General features: G+C 70.9%; 21 protein-coding genes and 1 riboswitch. Of the genes, 7 read left to right on the forward strand and 14 right to left on the reverse strand.

Annotated elements, in window-relative coordinates; genetic code table 11:
• Both CCN56_RS05720 and CCN56_RS05725 read right to left on the reverse strand, forming a co-directional pair.
• The coding region (locus CCN56_RS05720; RefSeq protein WP_107484098.1) for a spermidine/putrescine ABC transporter substrate-binding protein at positions 1 to 1,097 on the reverse strand (1,097 nt) is incomplete at its 3' end.
• 143 nt (positions 1,098 to 1,240) lie between these two features.
• Positions 1,241 to 2,677 (reverse strand): gamma-aminobutyraldehyde dehydrogenase, encoded by a 1,437-nt coding sequence (locus tag CCN56_RS05725; protein WP_086824209.1) that lies wholly within the window; start codon positions 2,675 to 2,677, stop codon positions 1,241 to 1,243.
• Positions 2,678 to 2,867: 190 nt separating this feature from the next.
• Between CCN56_RS05725 and CCN56_RS05730 the strand changes: the two genes are divergently transcribed.
• The 5 genes from CCN56_RS05730 (at position 2,868) to CCN56_RS05750 (ending at position 8,151) form a co-directional block, all read left to right on the forward strand.
• Positions 2,868 to 3,374: an Lrp/AsnC family transcriptional regulator gene (locus tag CCN56_RS05730; RefSeq protein WP_107484099.1), complete on the forward strand. Its 507-nt coding sequence runs from the start codon at positions 2,868 to 2,870 to the stop codon at positions 3,372 to 3,374.
• Positions 3,359 to 4,738 (forward strand): aspartate aminotransferase family protein, encoded by a 1,380-nt coding sequence (locus CCN56_RS05735; RefSeq protein ID WP_179199699.1) that lies wholly within the window; start codon positions 3,359 to 3,361, stop codon positions 4,736 to 4,738. Before CCN56_RS05730 ends, CCN56_RS05735 begins: the two co-directional genes overlap by 16 nt.
• A 248-nt stretch (positions 4,739 to 4,986) precedes the next feature.
• Complete coding sequence (locus tag CCN56_RS05740; RefSeq protein ID WP_086824214.1) at positions 4,987 to 5,715, forward strand: ABC transporter ATP-binding protein; 729 nt, start codon at positions 4,987 to 4,989, stop codon at positions 5,713 to 5,715.
• Positions 5,697 to 6,848: a hypothetical protein gene (locus CCN56_RS05745; RefSeq protein WP_086824216.1), complete on the forward strand. Its 1,152-nt coding sequence runs from the start codon at positions 5,697 to 5,699 to the stop codon at positions 6,846 to 6,848. The genes CCN56_RS05740 and CCN56_RS05745 overlap by 19 nt, the downstream gene beginning before the upstream one ends.
• Positions 6,849 to 7,014: 166 nt before the next feature.
• Entirely contained in the window at positions 7,015 to 8,151 is a 1,137-nt protein-coding gene (locus CCN56_RS05750; RefSeq protein ID WP_086824218.1) for an LOG family protein, read from the forward strand.
• 52 nt (positions 8,152 to 8,203) lie between these two features.
• On the opposite strand, the gene CCN56_RS05755 is transcribed toward CCN56_RS05750, so the two are convergent.
• The 5 genes from CCN56_RS05755 to rlmN form a co-directional block, all read right to left on the reverse strand.
• On the reverse strand, positions 8,204 to 8,854 hold the full coding sequence (locus tag CCN56_RS05755; RefSeq protein WP_086824220.1) for a dihydrofolate reductase family protein: 651 nt from the start codon (positions 8,852 to 8,854) through the stop codon (positions 8,204 to 8,206).
• Positions 8,855 to 8,932: 78 nt separating this feature from the next.
• Positions 8,933 to 9,955 carry an ABC transporter ATP-binding protein gene (locus CCN56_RS05760; protein WP_086824222.1) on the reverse strand — a complete coding sequence of 341 codons (1,023 nt, stop codon included), beginning with the start codon at positions 9,953 to 9,955 and terminating at the stop codon, positions 8,933 to 8,935.
• On the reverse strand, positions 9,955 to 11,571 hold the full coding sequence (locus CCN56_RS05765) for an iron ABC transporter permease (RefSeq protein ID WP_179199700.1): 1,617 nt from the start codon (positions 11,569 to 11,571) through the stop codon (positions 9,955 to 9,957). Before CCN56_RS05765 ends, CCN56_RS05760 begins: the two co-directional genes overlap by 1 nt.
• A 53-nt stretch (positions 11,572 to 11,624) precedes the next feature.
• The gene (locus tag CCN56_RS05770) at positions 11,625 to 12,719 is read right to left on the reverse strand and encodes a thiamine ABC transporter substrate binding subunit (protein ID WP_086824226.1); all 1,095 of its coding nucleotides are present in this window, start codon (positions 12,717 to 12,719) and stop codon (positions 11,625 to 11,627) included.
• Between the two features lie 80 nt (positions 12,720 to 12,799).
• A riboswitch (TPP riboswitch) is annotated at positions 12,800 to 12,909 on the reverse strand.
• Positions 12,910 to 12,938: 29 nt separating this feature from the next.
• Positions 12,939 to 14,045 carry a 23S rRNA (adenine(2503)-C(2))-methyltransferase RlmN gene (gene rlmN, locus CCN56_RS05775; RefSeq protein WP_086824227.1) on the reverse strand — a complete coding sequence of 369 codons (1,107 nt, stop codon included), beginning with the start codon at positions 14,043 to 14,045 and terminating at the stop codon, positions 12,939 to 12,941.
• 139 nt (positions 14,046 to 14,184) lie between these two features.
• Here rlmN and CCN56_RS05780 point away from each other — a divergent pair, with 139 nt between their 5' ends.
• A complete protein-coding gene (locus tag CCN56_RS05780) occupies positions 14,185 to 14,895 on the forward strand; it encodes a hypothetical protein (RefSeq protein WP_086824229.1) in 711 nt (236 codons plus the stop codon).
• Positions 14,896 to 14,993: 98 nt separating this feature from the next.
• Here CCN56_RS05780 and CCN56_RS05785 read toward each other — a convergent pair whose 3' ends face one another.
• The 5 genes from CCN56_RS05785 to rpsB form a co-directional block, all read right to left on the reverse strand.
• Entirely contained in the window at positions 14,994 to 16,100 is a 1,107-nt protein-coding gene (locus CCN56_RS05785) for a phosphatidate cytidylyltransferase (RefSeq protein WP_086824231.1), read from the reverse strand.
• Positions 16,100 to 16,657 carry a ribosome recycling factor gene (frr, locus tag CCN56_RS05790; protein ID WP_030690629.1) on the reverse strand — a complete coding sequence of 186 codons (558 nt, stop codon included), beginning with the start codon at positions 16,655 to 16,657 and terminating at the stop codon, positions 16,100 to 16,102. The genes CCN56_RS05785 and frr overlap by 1 nt, the downstream gene beginning before the upstream one ends.
• A 94-nt stretch (positions 16,658 to 16,751) precedes the next feature.
• Complete coding sequence (gene pyrH, locus CCN56_RS05795) at positions 16,752 to 17,516, reverse strand: UMP kinase (protein ID WP_086824242.1); 765 nt, start codon at positions 17,514 to 17,516, stop codon at positions 16,752 to 16,754.
• A gap of 163 nt (positions 17,517 to 17,679) precedes the next feature.
• Positions 17,680 to 18,516 (reverse strand): translation elongation factor Ts, encoded by an 837-nt coding sequence (gene tsf / locus CCN56_RS05800; RefSeq protein ID WP_086824233.1) that lies wholly within the window; start codon positions 18,514 to 18,516, stop codon positions 17,680 to 17,682.
• Between the two features lie 111 nt (positions 18,517 to 18,627).
• The gene (rpsB, locus tag CCN56_RS05805; protein WP_041134287.1) at positions 18,628 to 19,500 is read right to left on the reverse strand and encodes a 30S ribosomal protein S2; all 873 of its coding nucleotides are present in this window, start codon (positions 19,498 to 19,500) and stop codon (positions 18,628 to 18,630) included.
• Between the two features lie 255 nt (positions 19,501 to 19,755).
• Between rpsB and CCN56_RS05810 the strand changes: the two genes are divergently transcribed.
• Positions 19,756 to 20,229, forward strand: coding sequence for a M23 family metallopeptidase (locus tag CCN56_RS05810; protein ID WP_086824235.1), 474 nt, complete (start codon positions 19,756 to 19,758; stop codon positions 20,227 to 20,229).
• Between the two features lie 22 nt (positions 20,230 to 20,251).
• On the opposite strand, the gene CCN56_RS05815 is transcribed toward CCN56_RS05810, so the two are convergent.
• Positions 20,252 to 20,818, reverse strand: a complete 567-nt coding sequence (locus CCN56_RS05815; protein WP_086824237.1) for a TetR/AcrR family transcriptional regulator — start codon at positions 20,816 to 20,818, stop codon at positions 20,252 to 20,254.
• 53 nt (positions 20,819 to 20,871) lie between these two features.
• The coding region (whiG, locus tag CCN56_RS05820; RefSeq protein ID WP_256961783.1) for an RNA polymerase sigma factor WhiG at positions 20,872 to 21,667 on the reverse strand (796 nt) is incomplete at its 5' end.

Raw genomic sequence — 21,667 nt, forward strand, 5'->3', positions numbered from 1 at the left:
CCGACAGGGTCAGCTACGTCTGCCCGGTGCCCGACGCCCAGGACGTCCTGGCGGACTCGGGCGACGACGACCTCCTCGTGCCCGCCGCCCAGGACGTCCTGGGCGGCGGGCACCGGGCAGACGTAGTTGACCCAGGCGGCGAGTTCGGCGGCGACCTCGGGCTCGTAGTAGTAGTCGACGAGCTTCTCGGCGTTGGTCTTGTGCTGGGCGAGGTTGGGGACCATGAGGGACTCCGCCCACAGTTCGGCGCCCTCCTCGGGGACGACGAACTCGATGTCCGGGTTGTCGGCCTGGAGCTGGATGACGTCGCCGGAGTACGCCTGGCAGGCGAGGACGTCGCCGGTGGACAGGTCCTTGATGTAGTCGTTGCCGGTGAAGCGCCGGATGTGCTTGGTCCGGACGAGCCCCTCGATCTGCTCGCACAGGGCGTGGAAGTCGTCGCCGGTCCACTTGGCGACGTCGACGCCGTTGCCCATCAGGAGCAGCGCCATGGACTCGTCGAGGCCGGACAGCAGGGTGACCTTGCCGCGCAGGTCCTCGGCCCACAGCTCCTTGGTGGAGCGCAGTTCCCGGCCGAGCTTCCTGCGGTTGTACGCGATGCCGGTGATCCCGGACTGCCAGGGCACGCTGTGCAGCCTGCCGGGGTCGAAGGCGGGCTCGCGCAGCTGGGGGTTGAGGTTCTTCGCGACGTTCGGCTGGGCGGCGCGGTCCATCTCCTGGACCCAGCCGAGGCGGACGAAGCGGGCGGCCATCCAGTCGCTGACGACGATCAGATCGCGGCCGGTCTCCTGGTGGTTCATCAGGGACGGGCTGATCTTGCCGAAGAACTCGTCGTTGTCGTTGATCTCCTCCGTGTACCGGACGGAGATCCCGGTCCGCTTCCGGAAGGCGTCCAGGGTGGGCCGCTTCGAGGTGTCGTCGTCATCGGTGTCGATGTACAGCGGCCAGTTGGCGAATTCGAGGCTCCGGTCGCGCGCCGAGAGGTCCCGGCCGGCCCGGTCCCGCTCGTCGACGTGGGCGGCGGGGACCCCGCACCCGGCGAGCAGGGCCGCGGCCCCGGCACCGCCGATGCCGCGGAGGAGGGACCGGCGGGACATGTGTTTCCTGGCTGTCGCTCTCACCCGAGCAGCATCCCGGCCCGCCGCGACCTGCGGCAATGGACGGTCCGTCGAGCGACGGCGCGCGGCCCCGACACCCTGTCGATCAAGGGTGCCGGGGCCGCGCGGGGTCCTGCCGGGGCTCAGCCCAGGGAGGTCATGACGTGCTTGATGCGCGTGTAGTCCTCGAAGCCGTAGGAGGAGAGGTCCTTGCCGTAGCCGGACTTCTTGTAACCGCCGTGGGGCATCTCGGCGACCAGCGGGATGTGGGTGTTGATCCACACGCAGCCGAAGTCGAGGGCCTTGGACATGCGCATCGCGCGCGCGTGGTCCTTGGTCCAGACGGAGGAGGCGAGGGCGTACTCGACGCCGTTCGCGAACTCCAGGGCCTGGGCCTCGTCCGTGAAGGACTGGACGGTGATGACCGGGCCGAAGACCTCGTTCTGGACGATCTCGTCGTCCTGCTTGAGGCCGGAGACGACGGTCGGGGCGTAGAAGTAGCCCTTGTCGCCGACGCGGTGACCGCCGGCCTCGACCTTGGCGTGGGCCGGGAGGCGCTCGATGAAGCCGGTGACCTGCTTCAGCTGGTTGGCGTTGTTGAGCGGGCCGTAGAGCACGTCCTCGTCGTCCGGCTGGCCGGTCTTCGTCTCGGCGGCGGCCTTGGCGAGGGCGGCGACGAACTCGTCGTGGATGGACTCGTGCACGAGGACACGGGTCGCGGCCGTGCAGTCCTGGCCGGCGTTGAAGAAGCCCGCGACCGAGATGTCGCCGACGGCGGCCTCGATGTCGGTGTCCTCGAAGACGACGACCGGGGCCTTGCCGCCCAGCTCCAGGTGGACGCGCTTGACGTCCTTGGCCGCCGACTCGGCGACCTGCATGCCGGCGCGGACCGAGCCGGTGATGGAGGCCATCGCCGGGGTCGGGTGCTCGACCATGGCCTTGCCCGTCTCGCGGTCGCCGCAGACGACGTTGAAGACGCCCTTGGGGACGATCTGGCCGATGATCTCGGCCATCAGGACGGTCGACGCGGGGGTCGTGTCCGAGGGCTTGAGGACGACGGTGTTGCCCGCGGCGAGGGCCGGGGCGAACTTCCACACGGCCATCATCATCGGGTAGTTCCACGGCGCGACCTGGGCGCAGACGCCGACCGGCTCACGGCGGATGATGGAGGTCATGCCCTCCATGTACTCGCCGGCGGACTTGCCCTCGAGCATCCGGGCGGCACCCGCGAAGAAGCGGATCTGGTCCACCATCGGCGGGATCTCCTCGCTCGCGGTGAGGGCGACCGGCTTGCCGGTGTTCTCGACCTCGGCGGCGACGAGCTCCTCGGCCCTCTCCTCGAAGGCGTCGGCGATCTTGAGGAGCACCTTCTGGCGCTCGGACGGCGTGCTGTCACGCCAGGCGGGGAAGGCGGCCGCGGCAGCCTCCATGGCGGCGTCGACGTCGGCCTGCCCGGAAAGCGGGGAGGTGGCGTACACCTCACCGGTGGCCGGGTTGACCACCTCGATGGTGCGGCCGTCGGCCGCGTCGCGGAACTCCCCGTTGATGTAGTTACGCAGCCGGCGCAGCTCGGTGGTCACTTGCCACCCCTCCTGTCACGTTCTGTCTTCGCACATCCTTGTGCGGCGTCCCGGTGGACGAGACACCTCAGCCTAATCGCTCGACAGACGCTTTCAACAGCCCCGACCCCCCTCAACTTCGGATTCAGCATGATCAGGAGCTGCTCACAACGAATTTCATCGCTCCGGGCTTGCATGACTGACAATCTCGGTGCACAGTGAAGGCGTGGCAAGTCAAAGCAACCACTCAAGAACCGGAACCGGTTCGTCCCCGACGATCGATGCCGTCTCCCTGGCGATCATCGAACAGCTCCAGCAGGACGGACGCCGTCCCTACGCGGCGATCGGAAAGGCCGTCGGCCTCTCCGAAGCAGCCGTGAGGCAGCGCGTCCAGAAGCTGCTCGACCAGGGCGTCATGCAGATCGTCGCCGTCACCGACCCGCTCACCGTGGGATTCCGGCGGCAGGCGATGGTCGGCATCAACGTCGAGGGTGACCTGGATCCGGTCGCGGACGCACTGACGGCCATGGCCGAATGCGAGTACGTGGTGATGACCGCGGGCTCCTTCGACCTCATGGTGGAGATCGTCTGTGAGGACGACGATCACCTGCTGGATGTGATCAACAAGCGCATCCGCACCCTCCCCGGCGTGCGCTCCACGGAGAGCTTCGTCTACCTCAAGCTCAAGAAGCAGACCTATATGTGGGGAACTCGATAACCGTGACCCAGGACCTGTCCAAGACCGCGTACGACCACCTGTGGATGCACTTCACCCGCATGTCGTCCTACGAGAACAACCCCGTCCCCACCATCGTGCGTGGTGAGGGCACCTACATCTTCGACGACAAGGGCAAGCGCTACCTCGACGGCCTCGCGGGTCTCTTCGTGGTCAACGCCGGACACGGCCGCCAGGAGCTGGCCGAGGTCGCGTACAAGCAGGCCCAGGAGCTCGCGTTCTTCCCCGTGTGGTCGTACGCGCACCCCAAGGCCGTGGAGCTCGCCGAGCGCCTCGCGGACTACGCCCCGGGCGACCTGAACAAGGTCTTCTTCACCACCGGTGGCGGCGAGGCCGTCGAGACCGCCTGGAAGCTCGCCAAGCAGTACTTCAAGCTGCAGGGCAAGCACACCAAGTACAAGGTCATCTCGCGTGCGGTCGCCTACCACGGCACCCCGCAGGGCGCCCTGTCCATCACCGGTCTGCCGGCCCTGAAGGCCCCCTTCGAGCCGCTGGTCCCCGGCGCGCACAAGGTGCCGAACACCAACATCTACCGCGCCCCGATCCACGGCGACGACCCCGAGGCCTTCGGCCGCTGGGCCGCCGACCAGATCGAGCAGCAGATCCTCTTCGAGGGCCCCGACACCGTCGCGGCCGTCTTCCTGGAGCCGGTGCAGAACGCCGGTGGCTGCTTCCCGCCGCCGCCCGGCTACTTCCAGCGCGTCCGCGAGATCTGCGACCAGTACGACGTGCTGCTCGTCTCCGACGAGACGATCTGCGCCTTCGGCCGCCTCGGCACGATGTTCGCCTGTGACAAGTTCGGCTACGTGCCGGACATGATCACCTGCGCCAAGGGCATGACCTCGGGCTACTCCCCGATCGGCGCCTGCATCGTCTCGGACCGCATCGCCGAGCCGTTCTACAAGGGCGACAACACCTTCCTGCACGGCTACACCTTCGGTGGCCACCCGGTGTCCTCGGCCGTCGCGATCGCCAACCTCGACATCTTCGACAAGGAAGGCCTCAACCAGCACGTGCTGGACAACGAGGGCGCCTTCTACTCGACGCTGTCGAAGCTGCACGACCTCCCGATCGTCGGCGACGTCCGCGGCAACGGCTTCTTCTACGGCATCGAGCTCGTCAAGGACAAGGCCACCAAGGAGTCCTTCAACGACGAGGAGGTGGAGCGCGTCCTGTACGGCTTCCTCTCCAAGGCGCTGTACGACGCCGGCCTGTACTGCCGCGCCGACGACCGTGGCGACCCGGTCATCCAGCTGGCCCCGCCGCTGATCGCCGACCAGGGCACCTTCGACGAGATCGAGGGCATCCTGCGCAACGTGCTCACCGAGGCGTGGACCAAGCTGTAAGCACCGAGCTGTAAGAACCAGGCTGTAAGGACCGAACCACGGCGGTCCCTCCAGCATCACGCCGCCCTCACGGCGTGACCCCACGGCCCGGGTATGCCGCCATCCGAGTGGATGGCGGCTGCCCGGGCCGTGTGCTGTCCGTACAACCGGATCTGAATCCTTACGGTGCCGAGTGACCGACAGGCCCGTCCCTTCGTTCCCCCGGGCGGGGGAAGGCGAGTATCGGATCCGACATCGAGGTGTACGCGATGGCCCCACCGGACAACGACGTGCTCTGGGCGCGTTCCCTGCACTGCTCCCTGGGCGGTTCGGACGCCCTCAGCGGCGTCTCCCTCGGCGTCCGCGAGGGAGAGATCCTCGCCGTCGTCGGCCCCCGCGGCAGCGGCAAGACCACCCTCCTGCGCTGCCTCTCCGGCCAGCTCGTCGCCCAGCAGGGCGAGGTCTGGTTCAACAGCGCCCCCGTGCACACCCTGGCCCCCGCCCAGCGCGAACGGCTCCGGCGCGACCGCTTCGGCTGGATCGACCCCGAGCCCGGCCTCGTCCCCGAGCTCACCGGCTGGGAGAACACCGCCCTGCCGCTGCTGCTCCGCGGGCTCTCCCACCGGGCCGCGAAGACCGCCGCCACCGAGTGGCTGGAGCGGCTCGACATCGGCGGCTGCGCCCGCAAACGGCCGCACGCCCTCACCCAGTCCCAGCGCCAGCGGATCGCGATCGCCCGCGCCCTGGTCACCACCCCGTCGGTCCTCTTCGCCGACGAGCCCACCGCGACCCTGCACCGGGCCGACGGCGCGCAGGTCCTGCGCACCCTGACGGCCGCGGCCCGCTCGCACGGCATCACCGTGCTCCTCGCCACCCACGACGGCGAGGTCGCGGCGCTCGCCGACCGCACGGTCCCCCTGCTCGACGGACGCCGGGTCGGCACCGTACCCCCGACGTCAGGGGCGGAGGGCGTCGCCGCGTGCTCGCTCTCCGTCTAGCCCGCGGGACCCACCCCCTCGTCCTGACGCGCCGGCTCCTCGTGGCCGCCGCGGCCGCGGGGGTGGGCTTCCTCCTGCTCTGCACCCTCGGATACGCCGTCGGGCACCCGGAACGGTCCTCGGCCTCGGTGCTGCGACTCCTCTGGTGCGTCCTGCCGCTCGCCGCCACCGTGCAGTTCGCCGTCGCGGTGGCCCGCACCGACCCCAGCACCCGGCCGCGCCCCGGGCTCTCCGCCGTCGGCCTCGGCCCCGCCCGGCTCACCGCGATCGCCGCCGCCTCGACGGCCGTCGCCTGCACGCTCGGCTCCGTGGTCGCCCTCCTCTTCTACCTGCACCTGCGCGGCGACATCACGGGCCTGCCCTTCGACGGTGCGGCCGCCGGGCTCCTCGCCGCCGACCAGCCGGTCCCGCTCGCGGCCGCCCTCACCCTGCTCGCCGTCCTGCCGGTCGTCGCCGCCACGGCGGCCGGTCTGGCGCTGCGCCCCCGCAGCGCGCCCGCCGCACCGGAGGGCGCCGAGAGGACGATGCCGTCCGGGCTGCCCTGGGGCGTCGCCCTCGTCTCGGTCGGCCTCGCGATCGAGACGTACGCGGCCCAGGGCGACTCCGGAAGCGGCTTCCCCCTCCCGGGCCGCTTCGACGGCAACCCGGCAGGTGTCCTCGTCGGCTGGGTCCTCACCGCCGTGGGCCTCGCCCTGGCGGGCCCGGGCCTCGCCCACGGCTGCGGCCGGCTCCTCCAGGCCGTCCGGCCGGGCGCCACCCGCCTGCTCGCGGGCCGCGTCCTGATGGACGAGTCCCGCCGCATCGGCCGCCCGCTCGGCGTGGTCAGCGCGGTGATCTCCGGAACCCTCGCGGCGACCGCGCTGTACGACGCGGACGCGGGCTCCGACGCCTTCGGCCCGCTCACCGGCCTCGGCGCGGCCCTCATCCTGGCCTGCACCACCGCCACCCTCCTGACCGCCGCCCTTGAATCCCGGCAGGGCCGCGCCCACACCACCGAGGCCCTCCTCCGCATCGGCGCCCCGCCCACGGTCCTGCGCACGGCGGCCCTGCTGCGCGCGGGCGCGCTGCTCGCCGTCTTCGCACCGCTGACCTGGGCGGTGGCGGAACTGGCGGCGCTGCCGCTGACCGGCTGAGCCGCCGCCACGAGGGGCCGCGCAGACGGCGGTCCCCTGAGCGACCCGCACGAGGGGGCGGCCCGCCGAACAGGCCGGACGAAGCGGTGTCGGACGCCGCGAAGCCGGCCCGATCGGCCGGACTTCCCGAGGGGCCGCCCGTCACGGCGGCCCCTATCGTGGGCCCATGGCGACGCTTCCCCCGGCACACCGCCCGCCCGGACCGCGCGGGCACGGACGCGAGATCCACACCCTCGCCGAGTTCGACGCGGCGCTCGCCCGTCCCGGCTCGCTCGCCGGACAGCGGATCCAGTCGGTCGACCTCACCGGCCGGACCTTCGCCCTGCTCACCGCCGCCACCGCCGAGGCCGTCTTCCTCGGCTGCCCCATGGAGCCGGAGGCCGCCGCCAAGGTCCGCGCCGACGGGGCCCTCGTCTTCCCGCCCGTCCCCGAACTGCCCTTCGACCCGTACCGGGCCAGGCTCTACGTCCCCGAGGAACTCTTCGCGGGGATCGCCGAGACCGGGTACGAGTCGACGCCCGACTTCCTCGCGTACACGTGGTTCGGCCGGACCAGGGCCGACGGCGACATCTTCTCCTCGATGCTCCGCTCCCTCCACGACGACGCCGTCTCCGACGCCCTCGACGAACACCTCGACGGGGCCCGGGTCGTCGGCGTCATGGGCGGGCACGCGATGGGCCGGGGCACCGAGGCGTACGCGGGCGCCGCCCGGCTCGGCAGGTCCCTGGCCCGCGCCGGGCTCACCGTGGCGACCGGCGGCGGACCGGGCGCGATGGAGGCCGCGAACCTCGGCGCGTACCTGGCGCGTTTCGACGACGCCGCCCTGGTGGGGGCGCTCGACCTCCTCTCCGAGGCCCCGTCGTTCACCCCCTCGGTGACGGACTGGGCCCGGGCGGCCTTCGCGGTACGGGCGATGTGGCCGGACGGAGGGGACTCGGTCGGCATCCCCACCTGGTTCTACGGCCACGAGCCGCCGAACCCCTTCGCCGCCCACATCGCCAAGTACTTCGCCAACGCCACCCGGGAGGACGGCCTGCTCGCCCGCTCGACGGCGGGCATCGTCTTCCTGCCGGGCGCGGCGGGCACGGTCCAGGAGATCTTCGACAACGCGACCCCGAACTACTACGGCTCCCGGGGTGCCCCGACCCCGATGGTCCTGGTCAACCGCACCCACTGGACCACCCGCCTCCCGGCCTGGCCCCTCCTGGAGACCCTCGCCACCGGCCGCCCGATGGCGAGCCGGATCGCCCTGGTGGACTCGATCGACGAGGCCCCGGAGGCACTGGAGCGACTGGGGGCATAGCGGGGGCGGGCCCACAACGGCGCGGGGCGCGGGCCCGCAACGGGCGGCGAGGTTACTTCCGCCAGAACAGGTGGTGCGTCACCTTGCCGCCCGGACTCGGCACGACGTCGCAGTGGAAGCGGTCGAACAGCTCCTCCGGCGACTCCCACAGCCGCGACCCCGACCCGAGCTTCACCGGTGAGACCGCGACGTGCAGCGTGTCGACGAGGTCGGCGTCGAGGAACTCCCGGATGGTCGCGGCGCCGCCGCCGAGGCGGACGTCCTTCCCCCGGGCCGCCTCCTTCGCCTGGGCGAGCACCGTCGCCGGGTCCGCGTCGACGAAGTGGAACGTCGTGTCGGAGAGCGTGAACGACGGGCGCGGGTGGTGGGTGAGGACGAACACCGGCGTGCGGAACGGCGGCTCGTCGCCCCACCAGCCGCGCCAGTCCTCGTTCTCCCAGGGCCCGCGCAGGGGCGAGAACTTGTTGCGGCCCATGATCTCGGCGCCGATGTTCCGCGCGTAGTCCCGCGTCAGGTAGTCGTCGAGGCCGCGGCTGCCCCCGGGATCGGTCCGCATCGGCCAGCTCGCCGTGGCACCGGCCCAGGAGAACATCTCCCCGGGGTCGGCGTGGCCGAACGGCCGCTCCAGGCTCTGGCCCTCCCCGGCCCCGTATCCGTCGGACGAGACGTTGAAGTTCTGGACTCTCAGCAGCTGCTGGCCCATGGATCTTCCTCCTGGTGATCGACAGAAAAACGACGAACAACCAGGAGACTCCCCCCGCGCCCGAAACTCATCGCACCTCTACGGGCCGTCTTCCCCCAGCACCACCACGTCCTCCGCCCGGAACTCCACACCCACCCCGGCGCCCTCCTCCGGCGCCTCCCGCAGCGGGATCTCGGCCTCCAGGGCGGGCCCCTCGGCCGGGCGGAGCCGTACGAGGACCTGGCTGCCCCGGAAGGTCCGGGACTCCACCGTCCAGACGGGACGCGACTCCACGAGCCGCACCCCGCCCGGGCGGACGAGGAGCCGCCGCTCCCCCTCCGGGGAGCCGTCGGGGACCGGGATCTTGCCCCACACGGTCTGCGCGACCGTCCCCGTCACCTGCGCCGTCACCACGTTGTCGAAGCCGAGGAACCGCGCCACGAACTCCGACGCGGGCCGCCGCCACACCTCGTCCGGCGCACCCGACTGGGCGATCCGCCCGTCCCGCATGACCACGAGCCGGTCGGCGAGCGCGAAGGCCTCGCCCTGGTCGTGGGTGACGGCGAGGACCGTCGTCCCGAGCCGCCCGAAGAGCTGCCGCAGCTCCACGACGAGCCGCTCCCGCAGCCCCCGGTCGAGCTGGCCCAGCGGCTCGTCGAGCATCAGGAGCCGGGGCCGGGGCGCCAGGGCGCGGGCGAGCGCCACCCGCTGCTGCTCGCCGCCGGAGAGCGCGGCGACGGAGCGCCGCTCGGCACCGGGGAGGCCGACGAGGTCGAGCAGCTCCCGCACCCGCTCCGCCTGCTCGGCCTTCCCGGCGCCCCGCATGCGAAGCCCGAAGGCGACGTTGCCGCCGACGTCCCGCTGCGGGAACAGCTGGTGGTCCTGGAACATCAGGCCGACGCCCCGCCGGTGCACCGGCACCCCGGCCTGGTCGGCGCCGCCGAGCAGCACCCGGCCCCCGTCGAGCGGCTGGAGGCCCGCGACGGCCCGCAGCATCGTGGACTTGCCGCTGCCGCTGGGGCCGAGCACGCACACGATCTTGTGCTCGGCGACCTCCAGGTCCACGGCGTCGAGCACGGCCCGCCGACCGAACCGTACGGTCGCGTCCTCGATCGAAAGCATCAGAACTCCCCGGAGGTCCGGTCGGTGCGGAGCCGTTCGAGCAGCAGCAGGGACACCGCGCACACCACCATCAGAATCGTCGAGAGGGCCATCGCCTGGCCGTAGTTGAGCTCGCCGGGCCGGCCGAGCAGCCGGGCCACCGCCACCGGCAGCGTCGGGCTCTCGGGCCGGGCGATGAAGACGGTCGCCCCGAACTCGCCGAGCGACACCGCGAACGCGAACCCGGCCGCGATGAGCAGCGCCCGCCGCACCAGCGGCAGGTCCACCTCCCGCCAGGCCCGCCACGGCGAGGCGCCGAGCACGGCCGCCGCCTCCCGCAGCCGCTCGTCCACCGCGCGCAGGACCGGCAGCATCGTGCGTACGACGAAGGGGACGCCGACCAGGGCCTGGGCGAGCGGTACGAGGATCCAGCTGGCCCGCAGGTCGAACGGCGGCTCGTCGAGGGTGATGAGGAAGCCGAAGCCGACGGTCACGGCGGAAACCCCGAGCGGCAGCATGAGCAGCGCGTCGAAGCCCCGTACGAGCCGACCGGCCCGCCGCCGGGTGAGCGCCGCCGCCGCGAGCCCGCCGATCAGCACCGCGATGGCGGTGGCGGCCACCGCGTACCGCAGCGAGTTCCCGATCGCCTCCAGGGGCGGGACGAGGAAGGTCCCGGCCTCGTCGAGCGAGCCGAGCGCCCGGTAGTAGCGCAGCCCGTACCCGTCCGGCCCCGCGAAGGACCGCTCCACGAGCACGCCGAGCGGCAGCAGGATCAGCAGCGTCACCGAGACGAGGACACCCGCGAGCAGCGTCCACTGCCCGGCGCCGCGCGGCCGGCGCGCGGTCGACTCCGGGGCCACGAGCCGCAGCGCGGTCTCCCGTCTCCGTACCGTCCAGGAGTGCACGCCGAGGATCGCGCCCACGGCCGCGAACTGCACGAGCGTGAGCACGGCCGCCGTCTGCAGGTCGAGCAGCCGGGCGGTCTGCCGGTAGATCTCGGCCTCGAGGGTGGTGTACGCGTCCCCGCCGAGGATCTGCACGACGCCGAAGGAGGTGAAGGTGAAGAGGAAGACCATCAGGGCGGCCGCCGCCACCGCCGGCACCAGCGCGGGCAGCGTCACCGTCCGCCAGGCCGCCCAGCGGGAGGCGCCGAGGACCCGGGCGGCCTCCTCCTGGCGCGGGTCGAGCTGCGCCCAGAGGCCGCCGACGGTCCGGACGACGACCGCGTAGTTGAAGAAGACGTGCGCGAGGAGGATCGCCCACACGCTGGTGTCGAGCCGCAGCCCCCACAGCTCGTCGGTGAGCCCGTTCCGGCCGACGAGCGCCAGGAACGCCGTGCCGACGAGGACGGTCGGCAGCACGAACGGCACGGTGACGACGGCCCGCAGCACGCTCTTGCCGGGGAAGTCGAAGCGGGCGAAGACGTACGCCCCGGGCAGCGCGACCAGGAGGGTGAGACCGGTGGAGGCGAGCGCCTGCCACACGGTGAAGCCGAGCACGTCGAGGATGTCCGGCCGCGACAGGGTCTCCCCGACCCGGCCGAGGTCCCACGCCCCGGCGGGCCTGAGCCCCCGGTCCACGATGGACACGACGGGCCAGGCGAAGAAGACCCCGAAGAACGCGACGGGCAGGGCCATGAACCCCAGCCGCGTCGCGCTCCCCCGGACGTCTCGCCTTACGACGTCTCGCCTTACTTCAGGACGAGCGACGACCACTGCTGGATCCACGGGTCACGCTTCTCGGCGATCTTCTCGGGCGCCATGGTCTCCGGCTTCTCGACCACCACGCCGTGCTTGGTGAACAGCTCCGGCAGGGCCGCGTCCTTCGCCACCGGGTTGACGAACATCTGGAGCGGCATGTCCTCCTGGAACTTCTTGGAGATCAGGAAGTCGATCAGCGCCTTGCCGCCCTCGGGGTTCTTCGCGCCGTTCAGCAGACCCGCGAACTCGATCTGGCGGAAGCAGGTCCCGGTGGAGACGCCGGTGGGCGCCACCTTCGGCTGCGGCTCGCCGTACAGCACCTCGGCCGGCGGGCTGGAGGCGTACGACACGACCAGCGGCCGGTCGGCCTTGGCCTGCTTGCCGCCGGCCGAGCCGGAGAACTCCTGGTTGTAGGCGAGCTCCCAGCTGTCGACGGTCTTCACACCGTTGGCCTTGAGCTTCTTCCAGTAGTCCTGCCAGCCGTCGTCGCCGTACTCGGCGGCCGTGCCGAGGAGGAAGCCGAGACCCGGGGAGGACAGCTCGGGGTTCTCCACGACGAGGAGGTTCTTGTACGCCGGCTTCACGAGGTCGTCGAAGGTCTGCGGCGGCGCCAGCTTCTTGTCGGCGAAGTACTTCTTGTCGTAGTTGACGCAGATGTCGCCGGAGTCGATCGGGGTGACCCGGTGCTCCTTGTCGAGCTGGTACGCCGCCGGGACCCGGTCCAGGCCCTTCGCCTCGTACGGGACGAAGATCCCGTTGTCGAGGGCGCGGGAGAGCAGCGTGTTGTCGACGCCGAAGAAGACGTCACCCTGCGGGGACCCCTTGGTCAGGATCTCCTTGTTGACGGCCTCACCGGCGTCGCCGCTCTTCAGCACCTTGACCGTGAAACCGGTCTGCTTGGTGAAGTCGGCGAGGACTTCCTTGGAGGCGTTGAACGAGTCGTGGCTCACCAGCGTCACCGTCTTCGGCGCGGGCTGGTCGGTCTTGCCGGCCTCGCCCCGCACGTCGTCGGTGCCGCACGCGGCGAGGCTCGTGACGCCGAGCGCCGCGACGAGCGCGGCGGCGGCGGCCTTCTTGATGCTCACTGGATTCCTCCTGGGTATGACCAGGAAGAGACGCGGCCCTGCCCACGTCCGGCGGACCGGACGCGGGCAGGGCGCAACAGCTTGAGTTACGACCGAACTTCCTACCCAGAATGACCTGGGCGAGGTTCAGAGGGTCTGCGGTCTACGGTTACCGCACTCTCAGCGCTGTGGCGCTCCCCTGTCGGAATATGGAGATGTGTTCGAGCTCAGACTACAAGGTCAGCGCTCGGAGGCCGCGAGCTGTCCACAGGCGCCGTCGATCTCCTGACCGCGGGTGTCCCGGACGGTCACCGGCACGCCGTGGCGGGCGATCGCCTCGACGAAGGCCTTCTCGTCCTCCGGGCGGGAGGCCGTCCACTTCGAGCCGGGCGTCGGGTTCAGCGGGATCAGGTTGACGTGCACCCGCTTGCCCTTGAGCAGCCGGCCGAGCAGGTCGCCGCGCCAGGCCTGGTCGTTGATGTCCCGGATGAGGGCGTACTCGATGGAGATCCGGCGCCCGGACTTCTCCGCGTACTCCCAGGCCGCGTCGAGGACCTCCCGGACCTTCCAGCGCGTGTTGACGGGCACGAGGGTGTCGCGGAGCTCGTCGTCGGGCGCGTGCAGCGAGACGGCGAGACGGCACTTGAAGCCCTCGTCGGCGAAGCGGAGCATCGCGGGCACGAGGCCGACGGTGGAGACGGTGATGCCGCGCTGCGAGAGCCCGAGCCCGTCCGGCTCGGGGTCGGTGAGGCGCCGGATGGCGCCGACGACCCGCTTGTAGTTGGCGAGGGGCTCGCCCATGCCCATGAACACGATGTTGGAGAGCCGCGCCGGTCCCCCGGGCACCTCGCCGTCGCGCAGGGCCCGCATGCCGTCCACGATCTGGTGCACGATCTCGGCGGTCGACAGGTTCCGGTCGAGGCCCGCCTGCCCGGTCGCGCAGAACGGGCAGTTCATCCCGCAGCCGGCCTGCGAGGAGATGCACATGGTCACCCGGTCGGGGTAGCGCATGAGCACCGACTCCACGAGCGTGCCGTCGTGCAGCTTCCACAGGGTCTTACGGGTGGTGTCGTCGTCGCACGAGATGTGCCGCACCACGGACATCAGGTCGGGCAGCAGCTCCCCGGCCAGCTTCTCCCGCGAGGCGGCCGGGATGTCGGTCCACTCGGCGGGGTCGTGCGCGTACCGCGCGAAGTAGTGCGTGGACAGCTGCTTGGCGCGGAACGGCTTCTCGCCGATCGCGGCGACGGCCTCCTTCCGCTCGGCGGGCGAGAGGTCGGCCAGGTGCCGCGGCGGCTTCTTGGCTCCGCGGGGGGCGACGAAAGTGAGTTCTCCGGGCTTGGGCATGGTCTCACCAGTGTCGCAGACGAATTCCGGGAAGGGCGCGCCCCAGGGATCGGCCGATCGCACGATTGGCCGATCGCACGCCCGATGATGTTGAGTGTCCACGCCAATGGATCATGATCAGGTCATCGGAGGAGCCCGGATGAAGGCTGTTGTACGGGGGGCCGCCGTCGCGGCGGTGCTGGCGCTCGCGCTGACGGCGTGCGAGGACGGGAGCACGACGGCGGGAGGCGCGCCGACGAACAGGGCGACGGCGGACTCGCCCGCCCAGGGAGGCCAGGGAGGCGGCGGGTCGTCGGCTCCCACCGACCAGCAGAGCATCACTCCGAACTTCCCCCCGGTGTCGATCAACGCGACCGACATGTACGCCGCGCTCCCGGCCGACGGCAGCTTGGAGACCATGTCCAGCGGCGAAACCATCGTGGTCCAGGACGCCGACGCCCTCAGGGGCTGCGCCGAGCTGACGAGGTCGCCGTGCGCCGCCGGGATCCAGGTGGCCGGGCACAAGGACATGGAGTCGCGCGACCCGGACGGCGCGCGTGTCGAATTCAGCCTCCTCGCCTTCGCCGACGCGGCCGGGGCCGCCACGGAGATGAAGGCTCTCGCGGAGCAGAAGCGGAAGCCCGGCGAGGCGGACGAGCACCCGGTGAAGCCGCTGAAGATGGACACCGGCGCCGAGGAGACCGAGGCGTTCCAGCACGACAACAGCATCGATGTCGTCATGCGCGTCGGCTCCGTCGTGGCCTACGTCATGGCGAGCGACACCTCGCCCGACAACGTGAAGTACGCGGCGAAGCTCCAGATCGCCCGCGTACAGGCGGTCGCGGCAGGGATCGACCCGGACCGCGGCTGACGCGTGGGACGCCGTGCCCTCACGGCATGCGAAGGGCCCCCGGTCCGCACCTGACGTGCGGGCCGGGGGCCCTTCCACAAGCCCGACGAAAGCGCCGGTCAGCCGGTGCCGACGAACAGCGCCATCAGCAGCCACACCACCGGCGCCGTGGGCAGCAGCGAGTCGAGGCGGTCCATGATGCCGCCGTGCCCCGGCAGCAGCGTGCCCATGTCCTTGATGCCCAGGTCGCGCTTGATCATGGACTCGCCGAGGTCGCCGAGCGTCGCGCTCGCCGCCACCGCCAGACCGAGGATCAGGCCCTGCCACCAGACGCCGTCGTCGATCATGAACTGCATGCACAGCGCGCCCGCCGCCATCGCGAACGTCACCGCGCCGACCAGACCCTCCCGGGTCTTGCCGGGGCTGATCCGCGGGGCCAGCTTGTGCTTGCCGAAGCGCCAGCCGATCGCGTACGCCCCGGTGTCGCTGACCACGGTCAGGATCAGGAAGGTCAGCACCCGCTGCGGCCCGTCGTCCGCGGTCAGCAGCAGCGCCACGAACGTCGCCAGGAACGGCACGTAGAACGCGGCGAAGACCCCCGCCGTGACGTCCTTCAGGTAGCCCTCGGGAGGCTCCGTCATCCGCCAGACGAGCACCGCGAGCGCCGTCAGGGCCATCGCCACCCAGGCGCCCTCGGCGCCCCGGACGTAACCGGCGACGACCATCGCCGCGCCGCCGACCGCGAGCGGGACCAGCGGAGCCTTGATCGCCTTGCGCTCCTGGAGGCGGGAGGTGAGCTCCCAGAGGCCGACGACCACGGCGACCGCTATCACCCCGACGAACGCCGGCTTCCAGATGAACAGCGAGGCGATGATGACGGCGCCGAGGCCGACCCCGACGCCTATGGCCGCGCCCAGGTCACGGCCCGCGCTCTTCTTCTGCCGGGGCGCCGACGAGGGCGCGGGCGGCGGAGGCGGGGTGGGGCTGGACATGGGCTCCTGCGGGTGCTCGTGCGGCGTCTCGTCACGGAACAGGGGACCGCTCGGGTGAGCGGCCCCCCGGCCGTGACCGTCCTGGAATCCGCCGGCGGGAACGTCGGGCACGATGGGCATGGGCCGAGTCTGCGCCGCCTGCTGCCGATCGTATGCGGGACCCGCCGGGGCAGGCCCCTGGTCGGGTCCGCCGAGGCCTGAACCGGCCGGCGCCCCCCAGGAAGAGTCGTTCATCAGACCTCGAGCAGCTCGGCTTCCTTGTGCTTGAGCAGCTCGTCCACCTGCGCGACGTACTTCGCGGTGGTGTCGTCGAGCTCCTTCTCGGCGCGGCGGCCCTCGTCCTCGCCGACCTCGCCGTCCTTGACGAACTTGTCGATGGTCTCCTTGGCCTTGCGGCGGACCGAGCGGATCGAGATCTTCGAGTCCTCGGCCTTGCCCTTGGCGACCTTGATGTACTCCCGGCGGCGCTCCTCGGTCAGCTCGGGGAACACCACGCGGATGATGTTGCCGTCGTTGCTGGGGTTGACCCCGAGGTCCGAGTCCCGGATCGCCTGCTCGATGTTGCGCAGGGCGCTCTTGTCGAACGGCGTCACCACGGCCATGCGCGGCTCCGGGACGGAGAAGGACGCCAGCTGGTTGATGGGGGTGATGGCACCGTAGTAGTCGGCCACGATCTTGTTGAACATCGCCGGGTGCGCACGGCCGGTGCGGATCGCGGCGAAGTCCTCCTTGGCGACCACGACGGCCTTCTCCATCTTCTCCTCGGCCTCGAGGAGGGTCTCTTCGATCACCACTTGCTCCTGCGTGTCGTCGCGTTGTGTCCTGCACGGTGTACGACCGGCAGGGCTCTGTCCATCCCCTTGCGGGGCGGTTCCCCGGTTCGGGTCAGGCCCGGGTGCCCTGGTCGCTCACGAGCGTGCCGATCTTCTCACCCTTCACCGCGCGAGCGATATTGCCCTCGGCGAGCAGTTCGAAGACGAGGATCGGGAGGTTGTTGTCCCGGCACAGGGTGATGGCGGTGGCGTCGGCGACCTTGAGGTCGCGGGAGAGCACCTCGCCGTACTCGAGCGCGTCGAACTTGACCGCGTCGGGGTTGCGCTTGGGGTCGGAGTCGTAGACGCCGTCCACGCCGTTCTTGCCCATGAGCAGGGCCTCGGCGTCGATCTCCAGGGCGCGCTGGGCGGCGGTGGTGTCCGTGGAGAAGTACGGCATGCCCATGCCCGCACCGAAGATGACCACGCGGCCCTTCTCCAGGTGGCGCACGGCGCGCAGCGGGATGTACGGCTCGGCGACCTGGCCCATGGTGATGGCGGTCTGGACGCGCGAGTCGATGCCCTCCTTCTCCAGGAAGTCCTGGAGGGCGAGGCAGTTCATCACGGTGCCGAGCATGCCCATGTAGTCGGAGCGGGCCCGGTCCATGCCGCGCTGCTGGAGCTCGGCGCCGCGGAAGAAGTTGCCACCACCGATCACGATCGCGATCTCCGCGCCGTCGCGGACGACGGCCGCGATCTCACGCGCGATGGCGTGCACGACGTCCGGGTCGACACCCAGGCCGGTGCCGCCGGAGAAGGCTTCTCCGGACAGCTTCAGCATGTAGCGGCCGGCCTTCTTGCCGTTGTTGTCGTCGCCCTGTACGGCGGCCTGATTCATGGAGATCTCCTCGTGCACATACGAAGGAGGCCATTGCCTTGGGTCCTCTCGGTATCCCGTGCGGCAATGGCCTCCTCGTCAGATCTGCGGTCGTCCTGCGCGGGCGCGGACGACTGCCTCAGACCCTACCGGGGTCCGGTGTCCGTCGCGTCTGCGTACGGACTCAGATGCCGACCTTGATGCGGGTGAAGCGCTTCAGGGTGACACCGGCCTCGTCCAGGACCTTCTGGACGGACTTCTTGTTGTCGAGGGCGTACGGCTGGCCGAGCAGCGTGGCGTCCTTGAAGAAGCCGTTGACGCGACCCTCGACGATCTTGGCGATCGCGGCCTCGGGCTTGCCCTCGGCGCGGGTGGTCTCCTCGGCGATGCGACGCTCGGACTCGACGACCTCGGCCGGAATGTCTTCCTTGGTGAGGTACTTCGGCGCGAAGGCGGCGATGTGCTGGGCGACACCCTTGGCGACGTCGGCGTCGGCCTTGTCGAACTCGACGAGGACACCGATCTGCGGCGGGAGGTCGGGCATCGTGCGGTGCATGTACGCGTACACGAAGCCGTCGGCGTACTGCGCGAAGCGGTCCAGGACGATCTTCTCGCCGAGGTTGGCGTTGGCCTCGTCGACGAACGCCTGCACGGTCTTGCCGGCCTCGATCTCGGAGGCGAGCAGGGCCTCGAGGTCGGCCGGGGAGGTGGCGGCGACGTGCTCGGCCAGCTGGGCGGCGACGGCCTGGAACTTGTCACCCTTGGCGACGAAGTCCGTCTCGCACTTCAGCTCGACGAGGACGCCGGAGGTGTTGTCGTCGGCGATGAGGGAGACCACGGCGCCGTTCTCGGCAGAGCGGCCCTCGCGCTTGGCGACGCCCTTCTGGCCCTTGATACGGAGCGCCTCGACGGCCTTGTCGACGTTGCCGTCGGCCTCGTCCAGGGCCTTCTTGCAGTCCATCATGCCGGCGCCGGTGAGCTCGCGGAGCTTCTTGACGTCAGCGGCGGTGTAGTTCGCCATGAGTCTGTTTCTCTCTCGAAGTCTGAAAGATCGGGCGGGTCCACGGGTGGACGGCGGGGGCTTCGTGGGCCCCCGCCGTCGTCACCCGAAGGTCCTCAGGGTCCTGAAGGGTCAGGCCTGCTCGGCGTCCGCGGCCGGAGCCTCGGCGGCGGCCTCGGCCGGGGCGGCCTCGGCGGCGGGGGCCTCGACAGCCTCGTCAGCCTTCTTCTCGCCCTCGAGGAGGTCGCGCTCCCACTCGGCGAGGGGCTCGCCGGCGGCCTTCTCGCCCGGCTTCGAGTCGCCGGTCGCGGCGCCGGAGCGGGCGATGAGGCCCTCGGCGACGGCGTCGGCGATCACGCGGGTGAGCAGGGTGACGGAGCGGATCGCGTCGTCGTTGCCCGGGATCTTGTAGTCGACCTCGTCGGGGTCGCAGTTGGTGTCGAGGATCGCGACGACCGGGATGTGGAGCTTGCGCGCCTCACCGACGGCAATGTGCTCCTTCTTGGTGTCGACGATCCAGACGGCGCTCGGCACCTTCTGCATCTCGCGGATACCACCGAGGGTCTTCTCCAGCTTGGCCTTCTCGCGGGAGAGGACCAGGAGCTCCTTCTTGGTGAGACCCGAGGCGGCGACGTCCTCGAAGTCGATCTGCTCGAGCTCCTTGAGGCGCTGCAGACGCTTGTAGACGGTGGAGAAGTTGGTGAGCATGCCACCGAGCCAACGCTGGTTGACGTACGGCATGCCGACACGCGTCGCCTGCTCGGCGATGGCCTCCTGGGCCTGCTTCTTCGTACCGACGAACATGATGGAGCCGCCATGCGCGACGGTCTCCTTGACGAACTCGTAGGCGCGGTCGATGTACGACAGCGACTGGAGCAGGTCGATGATGTAGATGCCGTTGCGCTCGGTGAAGATGAAGCGCTTCATCTTCGGGTTCCAGCGACGGGTCTGGTGACCGAAGTGGACGCCGCTCTCCAGCAGCTCCCGCATCGTGACGACGGCCATGGCCGTATCTCCTTGGGTTTCTCGGTTGTGTTCCTGACGCCCCGGCGCGCCGTGCCACGAAGGACCGAAAGGCGCTGCCACCCGCCGCGAGGACTGGTGGCGGGGCGTGCGAAGTCGACCCGGTGACCCGAGTCGCCATAGGAAGTGTACGGGACCCCGGGAGCACTGGGTGACGGCGCTGTCCACAACCGGCGAGTAGTCCACAGATACCGCCGGTTACCGGAACGAACCGAACACTCGGGAAACCCTTCCCTCATGCATCTGCTCACCCTGCTCGCGACCCTGACCCTCCTCTGGCCGGTGGGCCCTCCCCCTCCGGAGATCCTCCGCGGCTGGCAGCCCCCGCCCGGCCCGTACGCCGCGGGTCACCGCGGCGTGGACCTCGCCGCGCCGCCGGGCACCCCGGTGCTCGCCCCGGCGGCGGGCACGGTCACGTTCGCGGGCCCGGTGGGCGGCCGCGGCGCCGTCACCCTCACCCTCCCGGGCACGGGCGTTCCCCCGCTCCGCACGACCTTCACCCCTGTGACCCCGCTGGTCCCCCGGGGCGCCCGGGTCGCACCGGGCACCCCGATCGCCGAAGTCACGGAGGGCCCCCACTGCCCGCGGTCCTGCCTCCACTGGGGCCTCCTGAGGGGCGAGACCTATCTGAACCCGCTCCTGCTGACGAGAAGGCCGCCGTCCCGGCTGCTCCCGCTCACCGACGGCTGGGCCGAGCTCACCGACGGCTAGGGCCTGTCCGGCGGATCAGGTCCTAGACCGGGGGGCCGGCCACTCCGTGGAGGGCCATGGTGACCGCTGCTTCGGCGATGGCCGTGGGGTCCTCGGCCGCGCCGAGCTCGATGCGACGGACGGCGGCGTCGACGACGCCCTGGAGGAGCATGGCGCCCAGGCGGGGCTCGGGCTGGCCCAGGGCGGCGAGGGCTTCGACGATCATGGCGACGAGGCCGCCGTGGGCCGCTCGGATCTTCTCGCGGGCGCCGTCGTCGAGCTCGCTCGCCGAGATGGCGACGACGGCCCGGTGGCGCCGGTCCCCGACGAGGTCCAGCTGCGTGCGGACGTACGCCTCGACCTTGCCGTGGGGCGTCTCGGCGCCGGCCATGGCGGCCTCGACCTCGGCGGCCCAGACGGGGAAGTCGACGGCGCACAGTTCTTCGACGACGGCGGCGCGGGACCGGAAGTACTCGTAGACCGACGAGCGGGCGAGGCCCGTGCGCTCGGCGAGGGCGGGGAAGGTCAGTGCCTCCGTACCGCCCTCGGACAGCAGGGAACGCGCGGCGTCCAGGAGGGCGCCGCGCTGCATGGTCCGGTGCTCGGCCACCGAGGCCGCTCGAATCCTGGGCACGGCTCCACTGTACGACCGGCCCGCAAGCCTCAGCGGCCGACGTCGGCCAGCTTGGCGCGGAGCTGGAGGACGGACTTGGTGTGGATCTGGCTGACGCGGCTCTCGGTGACCCCGAGGACGTGGCCGATCTCGGCGAGGGTCAGGCCCTCGTAGTAGTAGAGCGTGACGACGGTCTTCTCGCGCTCGGGGAGCGTGTTGATGGCGCGGGCGAGCAGCCGGCGCAGCTCGCGGTCCTCGGCGACCTCGACGGGGTTGTCGGCGGCGGTGTCCTCGAGGGTGTCCATGAGGGAGAGCCGGTCGCCGCCCTCGCCGCCGACGTGCAGCAGCTCTTCCAGGGCGACCACGTTCGCCAGGGACAACTGGCTGAAAACCGCATGCAGTTCCTCCAGCGTGATCTCCATCTCCGCGGCGACCTCGCTCTCGGAGGGGGTCCGGCGGAGCTGGGCTTCGAGGGTGGCGTAGGCGCGCTCGACGTTGCGGGCCTTCTGGCGGACGGAGCGCGGGATCCAGTCCAGGGCGCGGAGTTCGTCGATCATGGCGCCGCGGATGCGGGTGATCGCGTACGTCTCGAACTTGATCGCCCGCTCGACGTCGAACTTCTCGATGGCGTCGATGAGGCCGAAGACGCCGGAGGAGACGAAGTCGGCCTGTTCCACGTTGGACGGCAGCCCCACGCTGACCCGTCCGGCGACGTATTTGACGAGCGGCGAGTAGTGCAGGATCAGCTGCTCCCGCAGCCGCTCGTCGCCGGTGTCCTTGTACGAGCGCCACAGCTCGTCGAGCGAGGTCGGTGCGGGCGGTCGCACGGTGCCCCGGGCTGCTGGG

It is taken from the genome of Streptomyces sp. NRRL B-24572, assembly GCF_002156145.1.
GTDB classification, from domain to species: Bacteria; Actinomycetota; Actinomycetes; order Streptomycetales; family Streptomycetaceae; genus Streptomyces; species Streptomyces vietnamensis.